This is a genomic window from Acidaminococcus sp. HCP3S3_G9_1 (genome assembly GCF_052122455.1).
In the GTDB taxonomy this organism is placed as follows: domain Bacteria; phylum Bacillota; class Negativicutes; order Acidaminococcales; family Acidaminococcaceae; genus Acidaminococcus.
Window position 1 is genome coordinate 53,762 of the sequence record NZ_JBQKCH010000002.1, and the last position, 16,246, is coordinate 70,007.

Consider the following 16,246-nt stretch of genomic DNA (forward strand, 5'->3'; position numbering starts at 1 on the left):
GGTCCTTTTTGGTCGGCCTTACAGCCCTGCCTTCCTCACCAGTTCGATGATGTACTTCGTTGTCTTGTCGAAGTCTTCGTCTACGGGGATGGTGTAGTCGGCGTATTTCAGGTAGAGGGGCAGCCGTTCTTTGTACAGCTGGGTGAGCCGGTCTTCGGCGGAATTCAGCAGAGGACGGGTCACTTTGTCCACGCTGCCGGCAATAGCCGCCAGGTCCCGGTTCAAAAAGAAGATCTTCCCGTTCTGCTGGAGGTAAGCGATGTTCTCCGGCCGCTTCACCACCCCTCCCCCGCAGGAAATGATAATCCCGTCCAGAGCGGCCAGGGTCTTCACCGCCTCTGTTTCCGCTTGGCGGAACACGTCCTCCCCTTCCTGGAACAGGTCCTTGATGGTGCGTCCGGTCTGTTCCACCACCTTGTCGTCCGCATCCAGCACCGGCCGTCCCAGGGCCTTGCTGAGTTTCCGGCCGATGGTGGTCTTGCCGGCGCCGGGCATGCCGATGAGTACAATATTAGCCATGAAAAGTTGCCTCCAGTTGTTTCATGATGGCAGGGATCAGGGCCGGATCCAGGGTCTTTCCCTGCCAGATTTCTTCCGAAGCCACCGCCTGGGCCACCAGCATGTACAGGCCGTTGCAGGTTTTGGCTCCCGCCTTCCGGCCATCGGCCAGGAACCAGGTTTCTTTCGGGTTGTAGATAATGTCCACGGCAGCGGCGAACCGGCCGGTGAATTCCGCCGGTACCGGACTGGCCTCCACCTTGGGATACATGCCCACCGGGGTGGTATTGATGATCACCTGGCCTCCCTCACTGCCCTCCAGGGCTTCCTCATAGGTCTCCAGCCGGGTGTCCGGCCGCTGGGCCAGGAAATGAGCCAGGGCCTGACCAGCTTTCTCCCTGTCCCGGACCAGGATCCGGATGGAGGCCGCTTTCCGGTCCGCCAGTACCTGGAGGACCGCCTTGGCGGCCCCTCCGTTCCCCAGCACCGTCACATCCCGGCCTTCCAGCCCGATGCCGGCGGCCTGTAACATCCGGTCAAAGCCCAGGTAATCGGTATTGTACCCTTTCACCCCGTCCGGAGTAAAGGACAGGGTGTTCACCGCCCCGATTTTTTCCGCTTCCGGGGCAATGGCGGTCAGATAAGGGATTACCGTTTCTTTGTAGGGAATAGTCACATTGCTGCCCCGGAGCCCCTCCGGGTTCTCCCGGACAAAGCAGGGGACTTCTTCCGGTTCCTGTTCCAGCAGCCCATAGGTATCCCCGGTCCCCAGGGCCCGGAAAATAGCCTGATGGATCTGGGGAGACAGACTGTGCCCCAGCACCCGTCCCAAAAGTCCGAATTTCATCCTTTTACTGCTCCTTTCCGTGGTCTGCAGGATAGTTCCCCAAAATCTTGCATTCCGTGGTGTCTTCCGGCAGATCAGCCAGGGCCTGACGGACCGCCGGGTCCGTCAGGTGACCGGTAATGTCCATATGGAAATAATATTCCCAGGGCCTTCCCGGTATAGGCCGGGATTCGATGTTGGTCATGTTGATCTGGTACCGGGCAAAATGGGAGAGCACCCGGTACAACGACCCGGGCTGATGCTTCAGGCTCACGATCAGGGTGATCTTGTCCGCTTCCGGCACCAGCTCCCGCTCCCGGCTGATCACAATGAACCGGGTGTAGTTGCTCTGGTTGGTGTTGATGCCCCGGGCCAGGATGGCAAGGCCGTACTGTTCCGCCGCCTGGGCCCCGGCCACCGCCGCCATGTACCCGGTCTTTTTTTCTGCCACCAGTTCCGCCGCCTTGGCGGTGTTGAAATAGTTGAACTGGCGCATGGCCGGATGCTCCTTGAAAAAGGTCCGGCACTGGGAAAATCCCTGGGGATGGGAATACACTTCCCGGATGTCTTCCAGTTTCGCTCCCGGCCAGGCCAGAAGGCAGTGCTCCACCTTCACGATCTTTTCCCCTACAATAAAGGCGCCGTACCGGCGGACCAGGTCGTACACCTCGGTGATCCCTCCGGTGGAAGAATTTTCAATGGGCAGGACCCCATAGCGGATCTCCCCCTTCATCACGGCGTTGATTACATCTTCAAACAGCATATAGTTCCGTGCTTCCACCGGCCGTCCGGCGAAATACTGCCGGAGGGCCAGGTGGCTGTAGGCCCCAGGGACGCCCTGATAGCCCACAGGAATGGTTTGTTCTCCCATGCTCTACCTCCGCTGTGCCACAAGCTGCAGATCCAGCAGGGTCCAGGCGGTCACCGCCTCGATCACCGGCACCGCCCGGGGCAGGATGCAGGGATCGTGGCGCCCGGTAACTTCCAGGGTGGTGTCTTCCCCGGTAACCACATTCACCGTATGCTGGGTCTTTCCGATGGAAGGGGTGGGTTTGATCACCACCGTAAACAAAAGGGGCATGCCGTTGGTGATGCCTCCGGTGACTCCCCCGTTGTGGTTGGTGGTGCACACCACTTTCCCGTCCCGGTATGCCATGGGATCATTGGCCTCACTGCCCCGCATGGTCCCCAGGGCGAATCCATCCCCAAAGGCAATGCCCTTCACCGCCGGTACGGAAAAGAGGGCATGGCTCAGCCGGCTTTCCACGGAATCGAAATAGGGTTCTCCCAGGCCGACAGGCAGGCCCACTGCCATGCATTCAATGGTGCCCCCTACGGAATCCCTGTCCTTCTGGGCAGCAGTGACCTGGGCGGCCATGGGCTCCCGTACCGCCGGATCCAGCACTGGCAGGATCTCTCCGGAAAGGGCCCGGAAGGTTTCCGGATCTTCTCCCAGAGGATTGAACCTTCTGTCCCGGATCCCGGCCAGAGACGCCACATGGGCCCCGATAAATATGCCCTCTTTGGCCAGCAGCTGCTTGGCCACTGCCCCGGCAAACACCAGAGGCGCCGTCAGCCGTCCGGAAAAGCTGCCCCCGCCCCGGTAGTCGTTGCAACCGTGGAATTTCACATATCCTGCATAATCCCCATGGCCCGGCCGCATGATTTCCTTCATTTTGCTGTAATCTTTGGAATGGGTGTTGCTGTTGGGAATCCGGGCGCACAGGGCCATGCCGGTGGTCTTCCCGTTGAAGAACCCGCTTTCAATGATAAAGCTGTCACTTTCCTTCCGGGGGGTGGCCAGTTTGCTGGTTCCCGGTGCCCGGCGTTTCATTTCCTTTTCAATGGCTTCCAGATCCAGTTCGATCCCGGCCGGCAGCCCGTCCATCACCACGCCGATGGAGGGTCCGTGGGATTCCCCGAAAATGGTCAGCCGGATCTGTTCACCCATTACACTGCTCATACTGTCCTCCTGCTGCTGCAAAGTCCTGCCAGAATTCCGGATAGGATTTGGCCACACATTCCGTCCCCACCAGAGTGAGAGGTTCCCGGCACAGGATGCTGGCCACCGCCAGGCTCATGGCGATCCGGTGGTCGTTCCAGCAGTCCACGGTGCCTCCCGTAAGTTCCACCACCCCGTCGATGGAAAGGCCGTCCGGCCGTTCCGTAATTTTTGCGCCCAGTTTGTTCAGTTCCGTGGCCATTGCCTTCAGCCGGTCACATTCCTTCAGCCGCAGCCGTTCCGCATGGATGATCTCCGTATGGCCTTCGCTGAGAGCGGCGGCCACGGTCAGCACCGGGATGATGTCCGGGCAGTCGGCGGCATCGATGGTGGTCCCCACCGGGTCCGCCGGCCGGCTGATCAGTTTGTCTCCTTCAAAGACCACCTGGCCGCCCATTTTCTGGAGAATGGGGATGATGGCCTTGTCTCCCTGGAGAGACTCCGGATCCATCCCCAATAGGGTCATGGTCCGGCCCAGCATCCCGGCCGTAAGCCAGAAGGCGGCCTGGGAATAATCCCCTTCCACTGCCCCTTCCCGGGGCCGGTACTGCTGGTTCCCGGGGATCCGGTACTGCCGGTAGTCCTGGTGTTCAATGCTGATGCCGTACTGCTTCAGGGCGGAAAGGGTCAGGGCAATGTAGCTCTGGCTTTCCAGCTTCCCGGTGATTTCCAGGGTGGAATCCCCCGGCAGGAGCGGCAGAGCAAAAAGCAGGCCGCTGATGAACTGGCTGCTCACATCTCCGGGCAGGGAAAAATGGCCGGGACGGAGCGGCCCCTGGACCGTCAGAGGAAAATTGTCCTCAGCGCTTCCCTTTTGGAACACCAGCCCCTGCTGGCGGAAAATGGCTTCGTAGGGTTCCAGGGGACGGCTGCCCAGCTTCCCGGCCCCCACAAAGGTAAAAGGTTCCTGGCACAGGGCAGCCAGCGGGATCAGGAACCGGAGGGTAGACCCGGATTCCCCGCAGTCCAGCACCGTCCCTGTCTGATGGGGCCGGCAGCCTTCCACGGTAAAGTGGGCCCGTCCTCCTGTTTCTTCCTGGGAAGTGATTTTTGCCCCCAGCTGCCGGAGACAGGCACAGGTGGCCAGGATATCCTGGCTGAGGCTGACCCCTTCCACCTGGCTGGTGCCTCCTGCCAGGGCCGCACAGATCAGGGCCCGGTGCCCCATGCTTTTGGAAGAAGGCACCCGGAGCGTCCCTGAAAGAGAACCAGGTTCGATACGCAGTGTGGTCATGGTCTCATCCTTTCACATAGGGTCTCAGATCGGCAAAGTCCACCTTTTTCAGCAGGCTCTTTCCGATTTCCGGAACGATCACCAGAGTCATCTGGTTCCCCCGTTTTTTCTTGTCCATGGTGATCCCTTCCAGGATATGCTGATCGCTGATGGGATCTTCCGTGGGAATGTTGTATTTTTCCAGGAGATGACGGATCCGGTCTGCGGTACCGGGCTGGGTGATCCCCATTTTTTCCGTGTTCCGGGTGAGCCGGACCATGCCGATGGCCACCCCTTCCCCATGGGTGTATTTTTCATAATGATAATACCGCTCCACCGCATGGCCGATGGTATGGCCGAAGTTCAGCACCATCCGGGCGCCCACGTCCCGCACGTCCTCTTCCACCACCTTCACCTTGATCCGGCAGCAGGCGGCGCTGATTTCTTCCGCATGGGCCAGGATGTCCTCATCCCCGGAGAAATTTTCCAGGGCCGCAAACAGCTCCGGATCCCCGAAGGCGGCACATTTGATTACTTCTGCCAGGCCATCGTGGAGATACCGCCGGTCCAGGCTCCGGAGCAGTTCCGGATCCATCAGCACCCCTTTGGGCTGGTAAAAGGCCCCTACCAGGTTCTTTCCTTCCGGCAGGTCCACCGCCACCTTGCCTCCCACGCTGCTGTCGATCTGGGCCAGAAGGGTGGTGGGCACCTGGATGAAGTCCACCCCCCGGAGGAAGCTGGCGGCGGCAAAGCCCCCCAGGTCTCCCGGCACGCCGCCCCCCAGAGTGATTACCAAATCGCTGCGGGTCATGCCGAAATCCGCACAGGCCCGGACCATGTTCCCGTAGGTGTCCAGGTTCTTGTGGTCTTCTCCCGGTTCCATCACCACCCGGCGCACCTGGAACCCCTGGGCCAGGAGCTGCTGCTCCAGGTCCGCTCCATACAGGCTGTCCACCGTCCGGTCCGTGATCACCGCCGCCTTGTTTCCCCGGGCCAGTTCCCGGATCTTTTTCCCGAATCCGGTCCAGGAATGAGGTGCGATTTCGATGGTATAGGAGTCTTTCCCCAAATCAACGAAGATTTTTTCCATAAAACATGTCCCTTCTTTTCTTTTTGGCCTGATCCATCATCTGCTCCAGTTCTTCCCGGTCATCCTGCTGGAGGGCGCTTTTCCAGTGTTCCAGCTGCATTTCCAGCTTGTTGATCTCCCGGAGCACCGGTTCCTTGTTCAACAGGAACAGGTCGCTCCACAGCTTGGCGTTGATATCCGCCACCCGGGTGGCATCCCGGAAAGACCCGGCCACAAAGTACTTGGTGTTTTCCTGCATGGAATCGCTGTTGATCAGGGAAACCGCCATCACATGGGGCAGATCGCTGGTGTAGGCGATGATGCTGTCATGTTCCTCCACCGACAGTTCCACCACCCGGGCACAGCCCAGTTCATAGGCCATGTTCCGGAGCCATTCCCGGTGTTCCGGCCGGTTGTTGTCCCGGTGGATCAGGATGAAATTGGCTCCCTGGAAGATCTGGGAGGTGCTTTGGCTGTATCCCTTGCCTTCCCGGCCTGCCATGGGATGGGTGGGGACGAAATCCATCTCCGGTCCCAAAAGAGCATCCACCTGGTCCGGGATACTGCCTTTGATCCCCATCACATCGGTCAGGAGTACATTTTTTTTGAAATACCGGACATGGTCCTTCACAAAGGGTACAAAGGCGCCGGGGTACATGCAGCAGATGATCACATCCGCCTCCCGGAGGAGCTCCGGATCCTCATCGGCCAGTTCCGTTACATACCCTTCGTCCAGGGCCATCAGAGAAACGATGTGGTTCCGGTCCATGCCGATGATCCGCTTCACCTTCTGGCTTTTCAGGGCCTTGGCGTAGGAGCCTCCGATGAGCCCCAGCCCTACAATGGCAACAACAGTATCCTGCAGTTTCTTCATGATGTCTTTCCCGCTTCCGTCTTACAGATCCCGGCCCACCGCAGGAGCCAGTACCTTCAGGTCCTTCATCAGCTGGTCGAATTCCGGCAGGGACAGGCTCTGGGCCCCGTCACACCAGGCGTGCTGGGGATCGTTGTGGGTCTCGATGATCAGCCCGTCAGCCCCGGCGGCAATGGCAGCCTTGCTCATGGTGGGCACCATCCAGGCCTTCCCGGTGGCATGGCTGGGGTCCACGATCACCGGCAGATGGCTCAGCCGCTTCACCGCCTGGACGGCGGACAGGTCCAGGGTATTCCGGGTATAGATTTCAAAGGTCCGGATCCCCCGTTCGCAGAGGATCACATTTTCGTTCCCTTCGGACATAATGTATTCTGCACTCATGAGCCATTCCTCGATGGTGGCGGACAGACCCCGCTTCAGCAGAATGGGCTTATTGATTTTCCCCAGTTCCTTCAGCAGGGTGAAGTTCTGCATGTTCCGGGCCCCTACCTGGATCAGATCCACTTTTTCCACAAATTCATCGATTTTGTCCGCGGACATGATTTCCGTTACAATGGGCAGATGGTTGGCGGTGCCGGCCTGACGGATCATATCCAGGCCCTTGTCCCCCAGCCCCTGGAAGGAGTAGGGAGATGTACGGGGTTTGAAGGCCCCGCCCCGGAGCATGGCCGCCCCGCTCTTTTTCACGGCGGCGGCAATGGTATCCATCTGTTCCTGGCCTTCCACAGAGCAGGGACCGGCGATCACCGCCAGCTTTTTGCCCCCCACTTTCACGCCGCTTACATCGATGATGGAATCATCCGGGTGGAACATCCGGTTGGCCCGTTTGAAAGGTTCCTGTACCCGCATGGCCTTATCCACCCAGGGATTCACCATGAAATCTTCCGGATCCAGGATACTGGTATCCCCTACGATCCCCAGGACTTCCTGGTTTTCCCCGATGCTGTCATGGATGGTGAAGCCTCTTTGTTCCAGGCTCTTTTTCAGTTTTTCAGACGCTTCTTTGGGTGCACCCTTCTTCATTACAATAATCATGTTGTTTTCCTCCTGTCCTGCTTTCCTACTATCCTACTTTTTTTCTGACGGGGGCCTCTCCACAAAAAAAGCAGACTCGCAAGGAGTCTGCTTCAGGGTTTCACTTCACGGAAACCGCCGGAATGCCGGAGCCTCAGTCTCTCTTCACGATGGGCAAACTGTTCAGTTCATGGCAGCCAAAATAACCAAAGCCAAAATAATAGCTCTGGGTAAAGGTAAAGCCATATGCAGTTTCCCATTTCAGAGAAGAAAGAGTCATCTGTCAACCCGCCTTTAACCATTGGAATGAATCTATAATACTCCCGTTTACAAAATCCGTCAATAGAGAATTAATTGGAGCCAGATTGAAACGGGAATGTGTAATGGGTGTTACAAGAGCTGTTACCTCTCCAACGCCACATCCAGATCTTCCAGGGCATGGCCGGTGGCGTCGGAGAAACGGACCCGGAGATTGCCGAATCGGGGCAGGTTCTTTTCCGGGATGGTCACCACATGTTCTTCCGCCAGGGCTTCACTGCCGTCATCCTGGGTACCGGTGGGATCCTGGATGGCCACAGTCACATTCAGCAGCCGGCCGAACAGTTCCGCCTTGGTAATGGCCAGCTTCCCGTTCTGGCCGTTGGTGTTCATAGCCGCATAGAGCACCAGCTGGTTGGCATAGGAGGGGCCGGAATACCGGCGCCGGGCCTGGAGGACCTTTTCCTGCTGGGTGGTCAGCTTTTTCACGCTGGCCAGTTCCGGAGCGTCCGCTCCCCCCTTGGGAGGGATGAAGGCGGTGCACACCAGGCCCGGTACGGTCTTTTCACTGTCATGTTCCCAGTCCGTGTGGGCATCCGCCGCCTGGAACAGCACCCGGCCGTCCTTCACCACCCGTTCCGATACAAAAAGTTCTCCATCCGCCAGTTTGGGCCGTTCCGCAGCATAAGCCGGAGCCGCACAAAGGGCTGCCAAAAGGGCCACCGCCATGGTTTTTTTCCACATCATAGGTTTTCACTCCTTATGGGTGCCAGGCACCCGGATTTTTCTCTTCCCTATTATACACTGTTTTTGACCGAAGAGTCAGGGGGAATTCAGGGAGCAGGTGGGGAAATCCGTAGGGGCCGCACAACCGGCGGCCCGCCAGGTCCTTCCCTCTTCCCTCTTCACTGATTCTAATGTAACCCGATTGCATTCAGTTGGATTTTTATCTATAATAGGGACAGGTTGACAATCGATTATGAGGGAGGTTTTTTCAATGAGCGAATGTGATCACTGCGATCATTCCCACTGCTCCGGCTGCGAATCCAATCCGAAGCAGAATCCCCAGGATGCGGCCATTGCCGATTTCCTGGCCCATGTAAAACATAAAATCGTCGTCATGAGCGGCAAAGGCGGCGTGGGCAAAAGCACGGTTTCCGTAGATTTGGCCCTGATTCTCAGCCAGCGGGGCTACCATGTGGGCCTGATGGACGTGGATCTCCACGGCCCCAGCGTGGCCGGCATGCTGGGCTTCATGGACAAGCACGTCCAGGTGGAAGGAGAAAAGCTGATTCCCTTCCGGTACAGCGACCATCTGGAATTTTTGTCCGCCCAGGGCTTCCTGGCCCAGCAGGACGATGCCCTGATCTGGCGGGGTCCCCTGAAGGTGGGGGCCATCCGGCAGTTCATGAGCGACACCAAATGGGATCCTTTGGACTACCTGATCATCGACTGCCCTCCGGGCACCGGGGATGAACCCCTGACCGTGGTCCAGACCATCAAGGATGCGGAAGCCATCATCGTCACCACCCCCCAGAAAGTGGCCCTGGCCGATGTGCGGAAATCCCTTAGCTTCTGCCAGCTGGGCCATATCCCTGTCCGGGGCATCATCGAAAACATGAGCGGATTCGTCTGTCCCCACTGCGGACAGGAAGTGGACATTTTCAAAGCTGGCGGCGGCAAGGCCCTGGCGGAAGAAAAAGGCCTGCCCTTCCTGGGCCGGATCCCCATCGATCCCCAGGTGGTGGCCGCCGAAGACGAAGGCAATCCCCTGGAAAACATCAGTGAAGCCAGCCGAAAGGCGCTGGATGCCATTGTGGATAAAGTGGTGGAACAGGATAAGTAAGAAAAAGGGAGCTGTTGCATGTGCAACAGCTCCCTTTTTTCACTTCTTCACCATAAACAGCGGGATCTCATTCTTCCCTACCATATTATGCTCGTCCCGCGCCACTTTTTCTATGTATTTGATATCGCCCAGGTTCTCTTTTTCCTGTGCCAGGGCGTCGTTTTCCGCTTTCAGCTGCTGGACTTTGTTTTCTGTCCGTATCCTTTCCTGACGGAGCTGGTAGATCCAGTATCCCCGCTGGAGAGCTGTACCCAGCAGCGCCACCGGAGGCAGGACGACCAGCAGGATAAGCAGGGTACGTCCGATAACCGCCCAGTCCAAACGCTTTTTCTTTTTAAGGCCCATTTTCTTGCCTTTCCACCTCTGGAAGGAAATTCTCTCCTGCAGAGGATAAAAAAAGCAACCTGACACCGGGAGCATCAGGTTGCTGGATCTGCCAATTATTTGTTTACGGCATCCTTAAAAGCCTTCCCGGCTTTGAAAGCAGGAACGTTGGCTTCTGCAATTTCAATGGTTTCGCCAGTGCGAGGATTCTTGCCGCTGCGGGCATTCCGAACGCGAGCTTCAAAAGTACCAAAGCCGATCAGCTGTACTTTATCTTTGTTGGCAACAGCTTCTTTAACAGTATCGATGAAAGCGTTCACAGCCTTTTCAGCATCTTTTTTGGGCAGTGCGGTTTTGGACGCAACTTCAGCAATCAATTCACTTTTGTTCATGAGATAAATCCTCCTAAATAGGTATTGCGCCTGCATGGCTGGCGCCTGACTATGGTCATATTAGCACAATCATAGGAAAAATGCACGTGTTTTTTGGGAAAATCTTGAAAACAAGGGGCCAGAGCAGGGGCCGCAGCCCCGGTCGCGGGTCACGACTCGCGACCTGTGCCCCCATGTTGGTCAGCTGACCGCTGACCGTCCCCTACTGCTCTCTTTGCCTCCTGCCACCGGTGTTCCAGTTCTTCCAGAGTCAGGTCTTTCCATTCTTTTCCTTCCTGCTTCACCTGGGCTTCCAGCTGCTCAAAACGGCGCTGGAATTTGTTGTTGGCCCGGTTCAAAGTGGTTTCCGGTTCCAGGTCCAGTTTCCGGGCATAGACGGCCAGGGCAAAGAGCAGGTCCCCCAGTTCCTCTTCCGTCCGGTCCCTGTCCCGGCTCGCTGCAGCCTCCTGGAGCTCGTCTTTCTCTTCTTCCACCTTCTGCCATGCAGCCGGGGCATCGGGCCAGTCAAACCCGGTTTTGGCGGCTTTGGCGCTGAGTTTGTAGGCCCGCATCAGGGCTGGCAGCCCCTTGGCGATGCCATCCAGGGCATGGGTCCGTTCAGTCTTTTCCTGAGCCTTCAGGGTCTCCCAGTTGGCCATCACTTCCCCGGCCCCTGTGACCTTGGTATCGCCGAAAACATGGGGATGCCGGTGGACCAGCTTCTTCACCACATCATCGATTACATCCTGCATGGCAAAGAGCCCCTCTTCTTCCGCCAGCCGGGCGTGGAACACCACCTGGAGGAGCACATCCCCCATTTCTTCCCGCATGCCGGCTACATTGCCGTCGTCGATGGCTTCCAGCATCTCATAGACTTCTTCCACCAGTTCCCGGCGCATGGAAGTATGGGTCTGGACCCGGTCCCAGGGACAGCCTCCCGGCTCCCGGAGTACCCGGACCAGTTCCATGAGAGGCCGCAGATCCAGGACCCCCGGCTGGTGGATCCCTTTTTCGTGGAGTGTTTTCATCGTTTTTCCTCTTTCTTTCTTTTCAGTTCCCGGAGTTTCAGTTCTCCTGTGGCCAAAAGGCACAGGCCATAGACCAGTGCCCCCGCAAGGATCTCCAGGGCCAGCCGGACCACATTTCCCAGGGGAAGCCGGGCCAGGACGGGCCCCATGACCCACAGGGCGGCTCCCATCAGGGCGGCGGAAACGCCGATCCGGAGGCAGTTCTTTCCGGGCAGGGTGAGCCCGTCACTGTGGTGCATCCACAGCAGGTTCCCCAGACCGGCCACAGCCAGGTTGGCATCGGTGGCCCAGGCGGCCCCCTGGATGTTCCACACCGGATTGGCGGTGAGGGTCCACAGGAGCCCCACTTTTACAAAAAGACTCAGGAACATGTTCACCATGGGAACCCGGGTGTGGCCCAGGCCCTGGAGGATGGCAGTGGACACCTGGTGGAGCCCCAGGAACAGGATGGCCGGGGCCAGGGCCGTAATGACCCGCCCGGCATGGATAGTGCCGTAGAGCACCTGGGAAATGGGGTTCCCCAACAGGTACACCCCTACCGCCGCCGGCACATTCAGCAGCAGGAAGAACCGGAAGGCCCGGCGGGTCTTGCTCACCATCAGGGGCCGGTCCCCCAGTGCCTTGGCTTCCGCCACCGCAGGCACCACCGAAGCCGCCAGGGAGTTGGTGGGAATGGTGCCCATGTTTACCAGGGGCATGGCCATGCCGGACAGATAGCCCAGGGCCCGGGTGGAATCCGCCACCGTAAAGCCCGCCGCCAGCAGCCGGTCCGGCACCAGGATCATTTCGATGCCGCTGACCACCGGCACCATCAGATTGGCACAGGTCACCGGCAGGGCCAGGGACACCAGCTGCCAGGCGGTCCGGGTCAGGGAGGGTCTTTCTTCTGACAGGGCCGTCACCGGTTCCTGCTGCCACCGTTTCTGCTGCCGGTGGACGAAGTACAACAGAGCCCCCAGGCTCACCACCGCTCCCGGCACGGCCCCAAAAGCCGCTCCGGCAGCTCCCCAGGGAAGACCCCAGGGAAGCAGGGCCCAGGCCAGGAGCACCATGGTCACCACCCGGGTGAACTGTTCCAGGATCTGGGACACCGCAGTAGGAGTCATTTCCTGGAACCCCTGGAAGTAGCCCCGGAAGCAGGCCACAGGAATGGACATGCCGATGGCGGGCACCAGTGCCAGCATGGCGTACCGGGCCCGTCCGTCCTTGACGATGCCCCCGTCCATGAGCCAGGGGATCAGGGCCCAGGCCAGAGCGGCAAAAAACACTCCGGCCAGGGCCATGAGCCCGGCGGAAATCCCCAGGATCCGCCGGGCCCCCTGCCGGTCTCCGGCGGCTGCCCGGCGGGAAATCAGGATGGACATGGCTGCAGGGATCCCTGCAGAAGACAGGGCCACCAGCAGCAGATACAGGGGATAGGCGATCTGGTACAGGCCGATGCCTTCACCTCCCAGCAGCCGGGACAGCAGGATCCGGTTCACCGAACCCAGGATTTTCACCATAAGCCCTGCCGCCGTCAGGATCAGGGTCCCTTTCATAAACCGGTCCGCCATCACGGCCTCCTTTCTTCACTCTTCACTCTTCACTCTTCACTCTTCACTCTTCACTCTTCACTCTTCACTCAAAGGATTATAGCATACGGGGAAGATTCTTTTCCAGCCAGGAAAGGGGCTGTTCCTCCATGCCTTTGGTTTTCAGCACGAACTGGGGCTGGGGCCCCAGCTTCATGGTGGCCCGGGGCACATAGTCCCGGATCAGCTGTTGGATTACATCGGGATTGGCCTTGCTGTGGGGATCGAAGGTGATCCGGATTTCTCCCGGCCGCACCGCCACCCCGGTGATCCGCAGCTTCCGGCACAGATCCCGGAGTGCCGCCACCCGCCACAGGTTCTCCACCTGGGTGGGGGGAGTGCCGAACCGGTCGATGATCTCGTCCATGAGATCATTCCGGTCTTCGAACTTCATGTCTCCCAGACGGTGGTACAGTTCCAGTTTGTACCGGGGATTGTCGATGTAGTCGTCGGGGATGTAGGCATCCAGCTTCATTTCAATCACCGGATCCGGAGCAATGGGTTCGTCCGGGTTCCCCCCGTTCTGGAGGGTGTTGATGGTCTTTTCCAGCAGCCGGCAGTACAGGTCGAAACCCACTCCGGCAATCTGGCCGTGCTGTTCCGCCCCCAGCAGGTTCCCGGCGCCCCGGATTTCCAGATCCCGCATGGCGATTTTGAACCCGGCCCCCAGTTCCGTAAAGTCCCGGATGGCCTGGAGCCGTTTCTGGGCCACTTCACTGAGTACCCGGTCCTTTTTGTACAGGAAATAGGCGTAGGCCAGCCGGGAGGACCGTCCCACCCGCCCCCGCATCTGGTACAGCTGGGAGAGGCCGAAGTTTTCCGCACCGTCGATGATGATGGTATTGGCCAGAGGCACGTCCAGGCCGTTTTCGATAATGGTGGTGCACAGGAGCACATCGAAATCCCCGTGGTAGAAGCCCAGCATCACGTCTTCCAGTTCGTCCTCGCTCATCCGTCCGTGGGCCATACCGATGGTGATCCCAGGGACCAGTTCCCGGAGATGGGCGGCGATCCGGCTGAGCCCTTCGATCCGGTTGTGGACGTAATAGATCCGTCCGCCCCGGCGGATTTCCCGTTCCAGGGCTTCCCGGACCATCCCGTCATCGTATTCCGCCACATAGGTTTCCACCGGCAGACGGTCTTCGGGAGGAGATTCGATGATACTCATGTCCCGTCCCTTTACCAGGGCCAGGTGGAGGGTCCGGGGAATGGGGGTGGCGGACAGGGTCAGTACGTCTATGCCGGCACTGCGCTGTTTGATTTTTTCTTTCTGGGCCACCCCGAACCGCTGTTCCTCGTCGATGATCAAAAGCCCCAGGTCGTGGAATTCCACATCCGGGTTCAGGATCCGGTGGGTTCCGATGAGCACATCGATTTTGCCTTCCGCCACCTTTTCCATGATCTCTTTCTGCTGTTTGGGGGTCCGGAACCGACTGAGCATTTCCACCCGGACTCCGAAGGACCCCATCCGCTGGGAGAAGGTCAGGAGATGCTGTTGGGCCAGCACTGTGGTGGGGGCCAGCACCGCCACCTGTTTCCCGTCCATGACCGCCTTGAAGGCGGCCCGGATGGCTACTTCCGTCTTCCCATAGCCCACGTCCCCGCACAGGAGCCGTTCCATGGGTACGGGCTTTTCCATGTCCGCCTTGATTTCGGCGATGGCTTTCAGCTGGTCGGGGGTTTCCTCAAAGGGGAAACTGTCCTCGAATTCCTTCTGCCAGTGGGTATCCGGAGCAAAGGCATGGCCCGGGGTGATTTTCCGCTGGGCATAGAGCCGGAGCAGTTCCGTGGCCAGGATGGTAATGGCCTTCTGGGCCTTCCGGGTGGTCTTCTGCCAGTCTTTCCGGCCCATGTTGGACAGTTTGGGAGGGGTGCCCTCGTTGCCCACGTATTTGTGGAGGAGCCCCACCTGTTCCACCGGCACGTGGAGCTTGTCCCCCTTGGCATACTGGAGCTGGAGATAGTCCCGGTGGACCCCGTTCACTTCAATGGTTTCCACCCCCATGTACCGGCCGATGCCCTGTACATCGTGGACCACGTAATCCCCCACCTTGATGTCGGAGAAATAGTTGAGAGCCGGTCCCTTTCCCTTGGATTTCACCAGACGGCGTTTTTTCTGCATGCCGAAAATGTCGCTTTCGGTAAGCAGCAGCCATTTTTCATCCCAGAAATAGAACCCGTTGGTAAGGCTTCCCTGGAAGACCACTCCTCCCTGGTCCGGCACTTCCTGGAGCTGGCCGGCAAAGGCCATGGGAAGGCCCGCCCCTTTCAGGCTTTCCGCCAGGCCTGCCGCCTTGTCCCGGGTCCCCATCATGATCAGGGGATGGACTCCCTGGTCCAGCCAGCCCTTCAGGTCTTTCTGGAGCAGGTCGGTGTTCTTGTTGTAGGGGGCCATGGCCCGGACCTGGACATGGAGTTTGGGGGCTTCCGGAAAATAGGGATGGCCCAGATCACTGACCGTCACCAGGTGGCATTCCCCGGCCTGGAGGAGCATGGTCTCCGCCTCCAGCAGCTGGTCGGCAAATTCCCGGTTGTCCCCGAAGCTTTTCCGGCATTCTTCAAAAAAGGCTGCCGGTTCATCCAGCACCGCCAGCTGGTCCGGGGACAGGTACTGGAACAGGGAGGCGCCGACTTCCTGGCTCTGGACCGCCAGGGGCATGATTCCCACCTGTTTGATGGCGCCGATGCTCCGCTGGGTGTCCAGGTTGAAATGCTTCATGGCATCGATGGTGTTGTCGAACCATTCGATCCGCACCGGATCCTTGCCGTTGATGGGAAACACGTCCAGGATGTCCCCCCGGACGGCCACCTGGCCCAGGGTATCCACCTGTTCCGTCCGTTCATAGCCGGCTTTCACCAGCTTTTCCACCACCAGGTCCTGGCCGATTTCCTGGCCCACTGCCAGTTTCAGGTTTTCCCGGACCAGGGATTCCGGGGCCGGCAGTTTCTGGATGGCGGCTTCGGCGGTGGCAAAGATGATCCCCGGTTCTTTCCGGACGATCATTTCCAGGGCCGCTGCCCGCTCCGCCATGATCTGTTCGTTCCGGGTATCCACCTGGCCGTGGATCAGGCTGGCCGGATACAGTTCCCGCATGGCCAGATCCGGATAGAAATAGGCCAGTTCCCGGCGCTGGGCCCGGATGCTTTCCCGGTTCACCGTCAGGATCACCAGAGGCCGGGCCGGCTGGAGGGTTTCCTCCAGGGCGCACAAAAACCCGGCTTTCACAGATCCTGTGAGGCCGGTAAGCTGGATGGGGCCGGCTTTCTTCTTCCAGAGCCCGGCTGCATCCTGGACATTTTTTTCCTGCTGCAGCAATTTCGTCAGTTGATTTGTCATAGAATTCTCTCTTTA

Annotated in this window: 15 protein-coding genes; 1 reads left to right on the plus strand and 14 read right to left on the minus strand. The window is 59.0% G+C overall.

The window, feature by feature from the left end; genetic code table 11:
• Positions 1–18 precede the first annotated feature (18 nt).
• The 9 genes from ACTQY1_RS01745 to ACTQY1_RS01785 form a co-directional block, all read right to left on the minus strand.
• On the minus strand, positions 19–519 hold the full coding sequence (locus ACTQY1_RS01745) for a shikimate kinase (RefSeq protein ID WP_154488548.1): 501 nt from the start codon (positions 517–519) through the stop codon (positions 19–21).
• A complete protein-coding gene (locus ACTQY1_RS01750) occupies positions 512–1,345 on the minus strand; it encodes a shikimate dehydrogenase family protein (protein WP_154488547.1) in 834 nt (277 codons plus the stop codon). Before ACTQY1_RS01750 ends, ACTQY1_RS01745 begins: the two co-directional genes overlap by 8 nt.
• A 4-nt stretch (positions 1,346–1,349) precedes the next feature.
• Positions 1,350–2,195, minus strand: a complete 846-nt coding sequence (pheA, locus tag ACTQY1_RS01755) for a prephenate dehydratase (protein WP_022487357.1) — start codon at positions 2,193–2,195, stop codon at positions 1,350–1,352.
• A gap of 3 nt (positions 2,196–2,198) precedes the next feature.
• On the minus strand, positions 2,199–3,287 hold the full coding sequence (aroC, locus tag ACTQY1_RS01760) for a chorismate synthase (RefSeq protein ID WP_441368853.1): 1,089 nt from the start codon (positions 3,285–3,287) through the stop codon (positions 2,199–2,201).
• Positions 3,268–4,560 (minus strand): 3-phosphoshikimate 1-carboxyvinyltransferase, encoded by a 1,293-nt coding sequence (gene aroA, locus ACTQY1_RS01765; protein WP_022487359.1) that lies wholly within the window; start codon positions 4,558–4,560, stop codon positions 3,268–3,270. Before aroA ends, aroC begins: the two co-directional genes overlap by 20 nt.
• 4 nt (positions 4,561–4,564) lie before the next feature.
• The gene (gene aroB / locus ACTQY1_RS01770; protein WP_022487360.1) at positions 4,565–5,629 is read right to left on the minus strand and encodes a 3-dehydroquinate synthase; all 1,065 of its coding nucleotides are present in this window, start codon (positions 5,627–5,629) and stop codon (positions 4,565–4,567) included.
• Positions 5,610–6,482, minus strand: coding sequence for a prephenate dehydrogenase (locus tag ACTQY1_RS01775; RefSeq protein ID WP_022487361.1), 873 nt, complete (start codon positions 6,480–6,482; stop codon positions 5,610–5,612). Before ACTQY1_RS01775 ends, aroB begins: the two co-directional genes overlap by 20 nt.
• A gap of 21 nt (positions 6,483–6,503) precedes the next feature.
• Entirely contained in the window at positions 6,504–7,517 is a 1,014-nt protein-coding gene (gene aroF, locus ACTQY1_RS01780) for a 3-deoxy-7-phosphoheptulonate synthase (RefSeq protein WP_441373749.1), read from the minus strand.
• Between the two features lie 381 nt (positions 7,518–7,898).
• Entirely contained in the window at positions 7,899–8,501 is a 603-nt protein-coding gene (locus ACTQY1_RS01785) for a hypothetical protein (protein WP_022487364.1), read from the minus strand.
• Positions 8,502–8,751: 250 nt separating this feature from the next.
• Here ACTQY1_RS01785 and ACTQY1_RS01790 point away from each other — a divergent pair, with 250 nt between their 5' ends.
• Positions 8,752–9,600: an Mrp/NBP35 family ATP-binding protein gene (locus ACTQY1_RS01790; protein ID WP_154488544.1), complete on the plus strand. Its 849-nt coding sequence runs from the start codon at positions 8,752–8,754 to the stop codon at positions 9,598–9,600.
• Between the two features lie 39 nt (positions 9,601–9,639).
• On the opposite strand, the gene ACTQY1_RS01795 is transcribed toward ACTQY1_RS01790, so the two are convergent.
• The 5 genes from ACTQY1_RS01795 to mfd all read right to left on the minus strand — a co-directional run bounded on the left by ACTQY1_RS01795 (position 9,640) and on the right by mfd (position 16,231).
• Entirely contained in the window at positions 9,640–9,945 is a 306-nt protein-coding gene (locus tag ACTQY1_RS01795; protein WP_022487366.1) for an FtsB family cell division protein, read from the minus strand.
• A gap of 95 nt (positions 9,946–10,040) precedes the next feature.
• Entirely contained in the window at positions 10,041–10,316 is a 276-nt protein-coding gene (locus ACTQY1_RS01800) for an HU family DNA-binding protein (RefSeq protein WP_012938958.1), read from the minus strand.
• A gap of 149 nt (positions 10,317–10,465) precedes the next feature.
• A complete protein-coding gene (mazG, locus tag ACTQY1_RS01805; protein WP_022487367.1) occupies positions 10,466–11,323 on the minus strand; it encodes a nucleoside triphosphate pyrophosphohydrolase in 858 nt (285 codons plus the stop codon).
• Positions 11,320–12,876 (minus strand): putative polysaccharide biosynthesis protein, encoded by a 1,557-nt coding sequence (locus tag ACTQY1_RS01810; protein ID WP_154488542.1) that lies wholly within the window; start codon positions 12,874–12,876, stop codon positions 11,320–11,322. The genes mazG and ACTQY1_RS01810 overlap by 4 nt, the downstream gene beginning before the upstream one ends.
• Positions 12,877–12,952: 76 nt before the next feature.
• Positions 12,953–16,231, minus strand: a complete 3,279-nt coding sequence (gene mfd, locus ACTQY1_RS01815; protein ID WP_441368854.1) for a transcription-repair coupling factor — start codon at positions 16,229–16,231, stop codon at positions 12,953–12,955.
• Positions 16,232–16,246 lie beyond the last annotated feature (15 nt).

Bases quoted from the DNA above. Each gene is read 5' to 3' on its own strand.
- aroC (WP_441368853.1), bottom strand. From the start codon at position 3,287: ATGAGCAGTGTAATGGGTGAACAGATCCGGCTGACCATTTTCGGGGAA.
- ACTQY1_RS01810 (WP_154488542.1), bottom strand. From the start codon at position 12,876: ATGGCGGACCGGTTTATGAAAGGGACCCTGATCCTGACGGCGGCAGGG.
- ACTQY1_RS01800 (WP_012938958.1), bottom strand. From the start codon at position 10,316: ATGAACAAAAGTGAATTGATTGCTGAAGTTGCGTCCAAAACCGCACTG.
- ACTQY1_RS01745 (WP_154488548.1), bottom strand. From the start codon at position 519: ATGGCTAATATTGTACTCATCGGCATGCCCGGCGCCGGCAAGACCACC.
- mfd (WP_441368854.1), bottom strand. From the start codon at position 16,231: ATGACAAATCAACTGACGAAATTGCTGCAGCAGGAAAAAAATGTCCAG.
- ACTQY1_RS01775 (WP_022487361.1), bottom strand. From the start codon at position 6,482: ATGAAGAAACTGCAGGATACTGTTGTTGCCATTGTAGGGCTGGGGCTC.
- ACTQY1_RS01785 (WP_022487364.1), bottom strand. From the start codon at position 8,501: ATGATGTGGAAAAAAACCATGGCGGTGGCCCTTTTGGCAGCCCTTTGT.
- aroB (WP_022487360.1), bottom strand. From the start codon at position 5,629: ATGGAAAAAATCTTCGTTGATTTGGGGAAAGACTCCTATACCATCGAA.
- pheA (WP_022487357.1), bottom strand. From the start codon at position 2,195: ATGGGAGAACAAACCATTCCTGTGGGCTATCAGGGCGTCCCTGGGGCC.
- mazG (WP_022487367.1), bottom strand. From the start codon at position 11,323: ATGAAAACACTCCACGAAAAAGGGATCCACCAGCCGGGGGTCCTGGAT.
- ACTQY1_RS01795 (WP_022487366.1), bottom strand. From the start codon at position 9,945: ATGGGCCTTAAAAAGAAAAAGCGTTTGGACTGGGCGGTTATCGGACGT.
- aroA (WP_022487359.1), bottom strand. From the start codon at position 4,560: ATGACCACACTGCGTATCGAACCTGGTTCTCTTTCAGGGACGCTCCGG.
- ACTQY1_RS01750 (WP_154488547.1), bottom strand. From the start codon at position 1,345: ATGAAATTCGGACTTTTGGGACGGGTGCTGGGGCACAGTCTGTCTCCC.
- aroF (WP_441373749.1), bottom strand. From the start codon at position 7,517: ATGATTATTGTAATGAAGAAGGGTGCACCCAAAGAAGCGTCTGAAAAA.
- ACTQY1_RS01790 (WP_154488544.1), top strand. From the start codon at position 8,752: ATGAGCGAATGTGATCACTGCGATCATTCCCACTGCTCCGGCTGCGAA.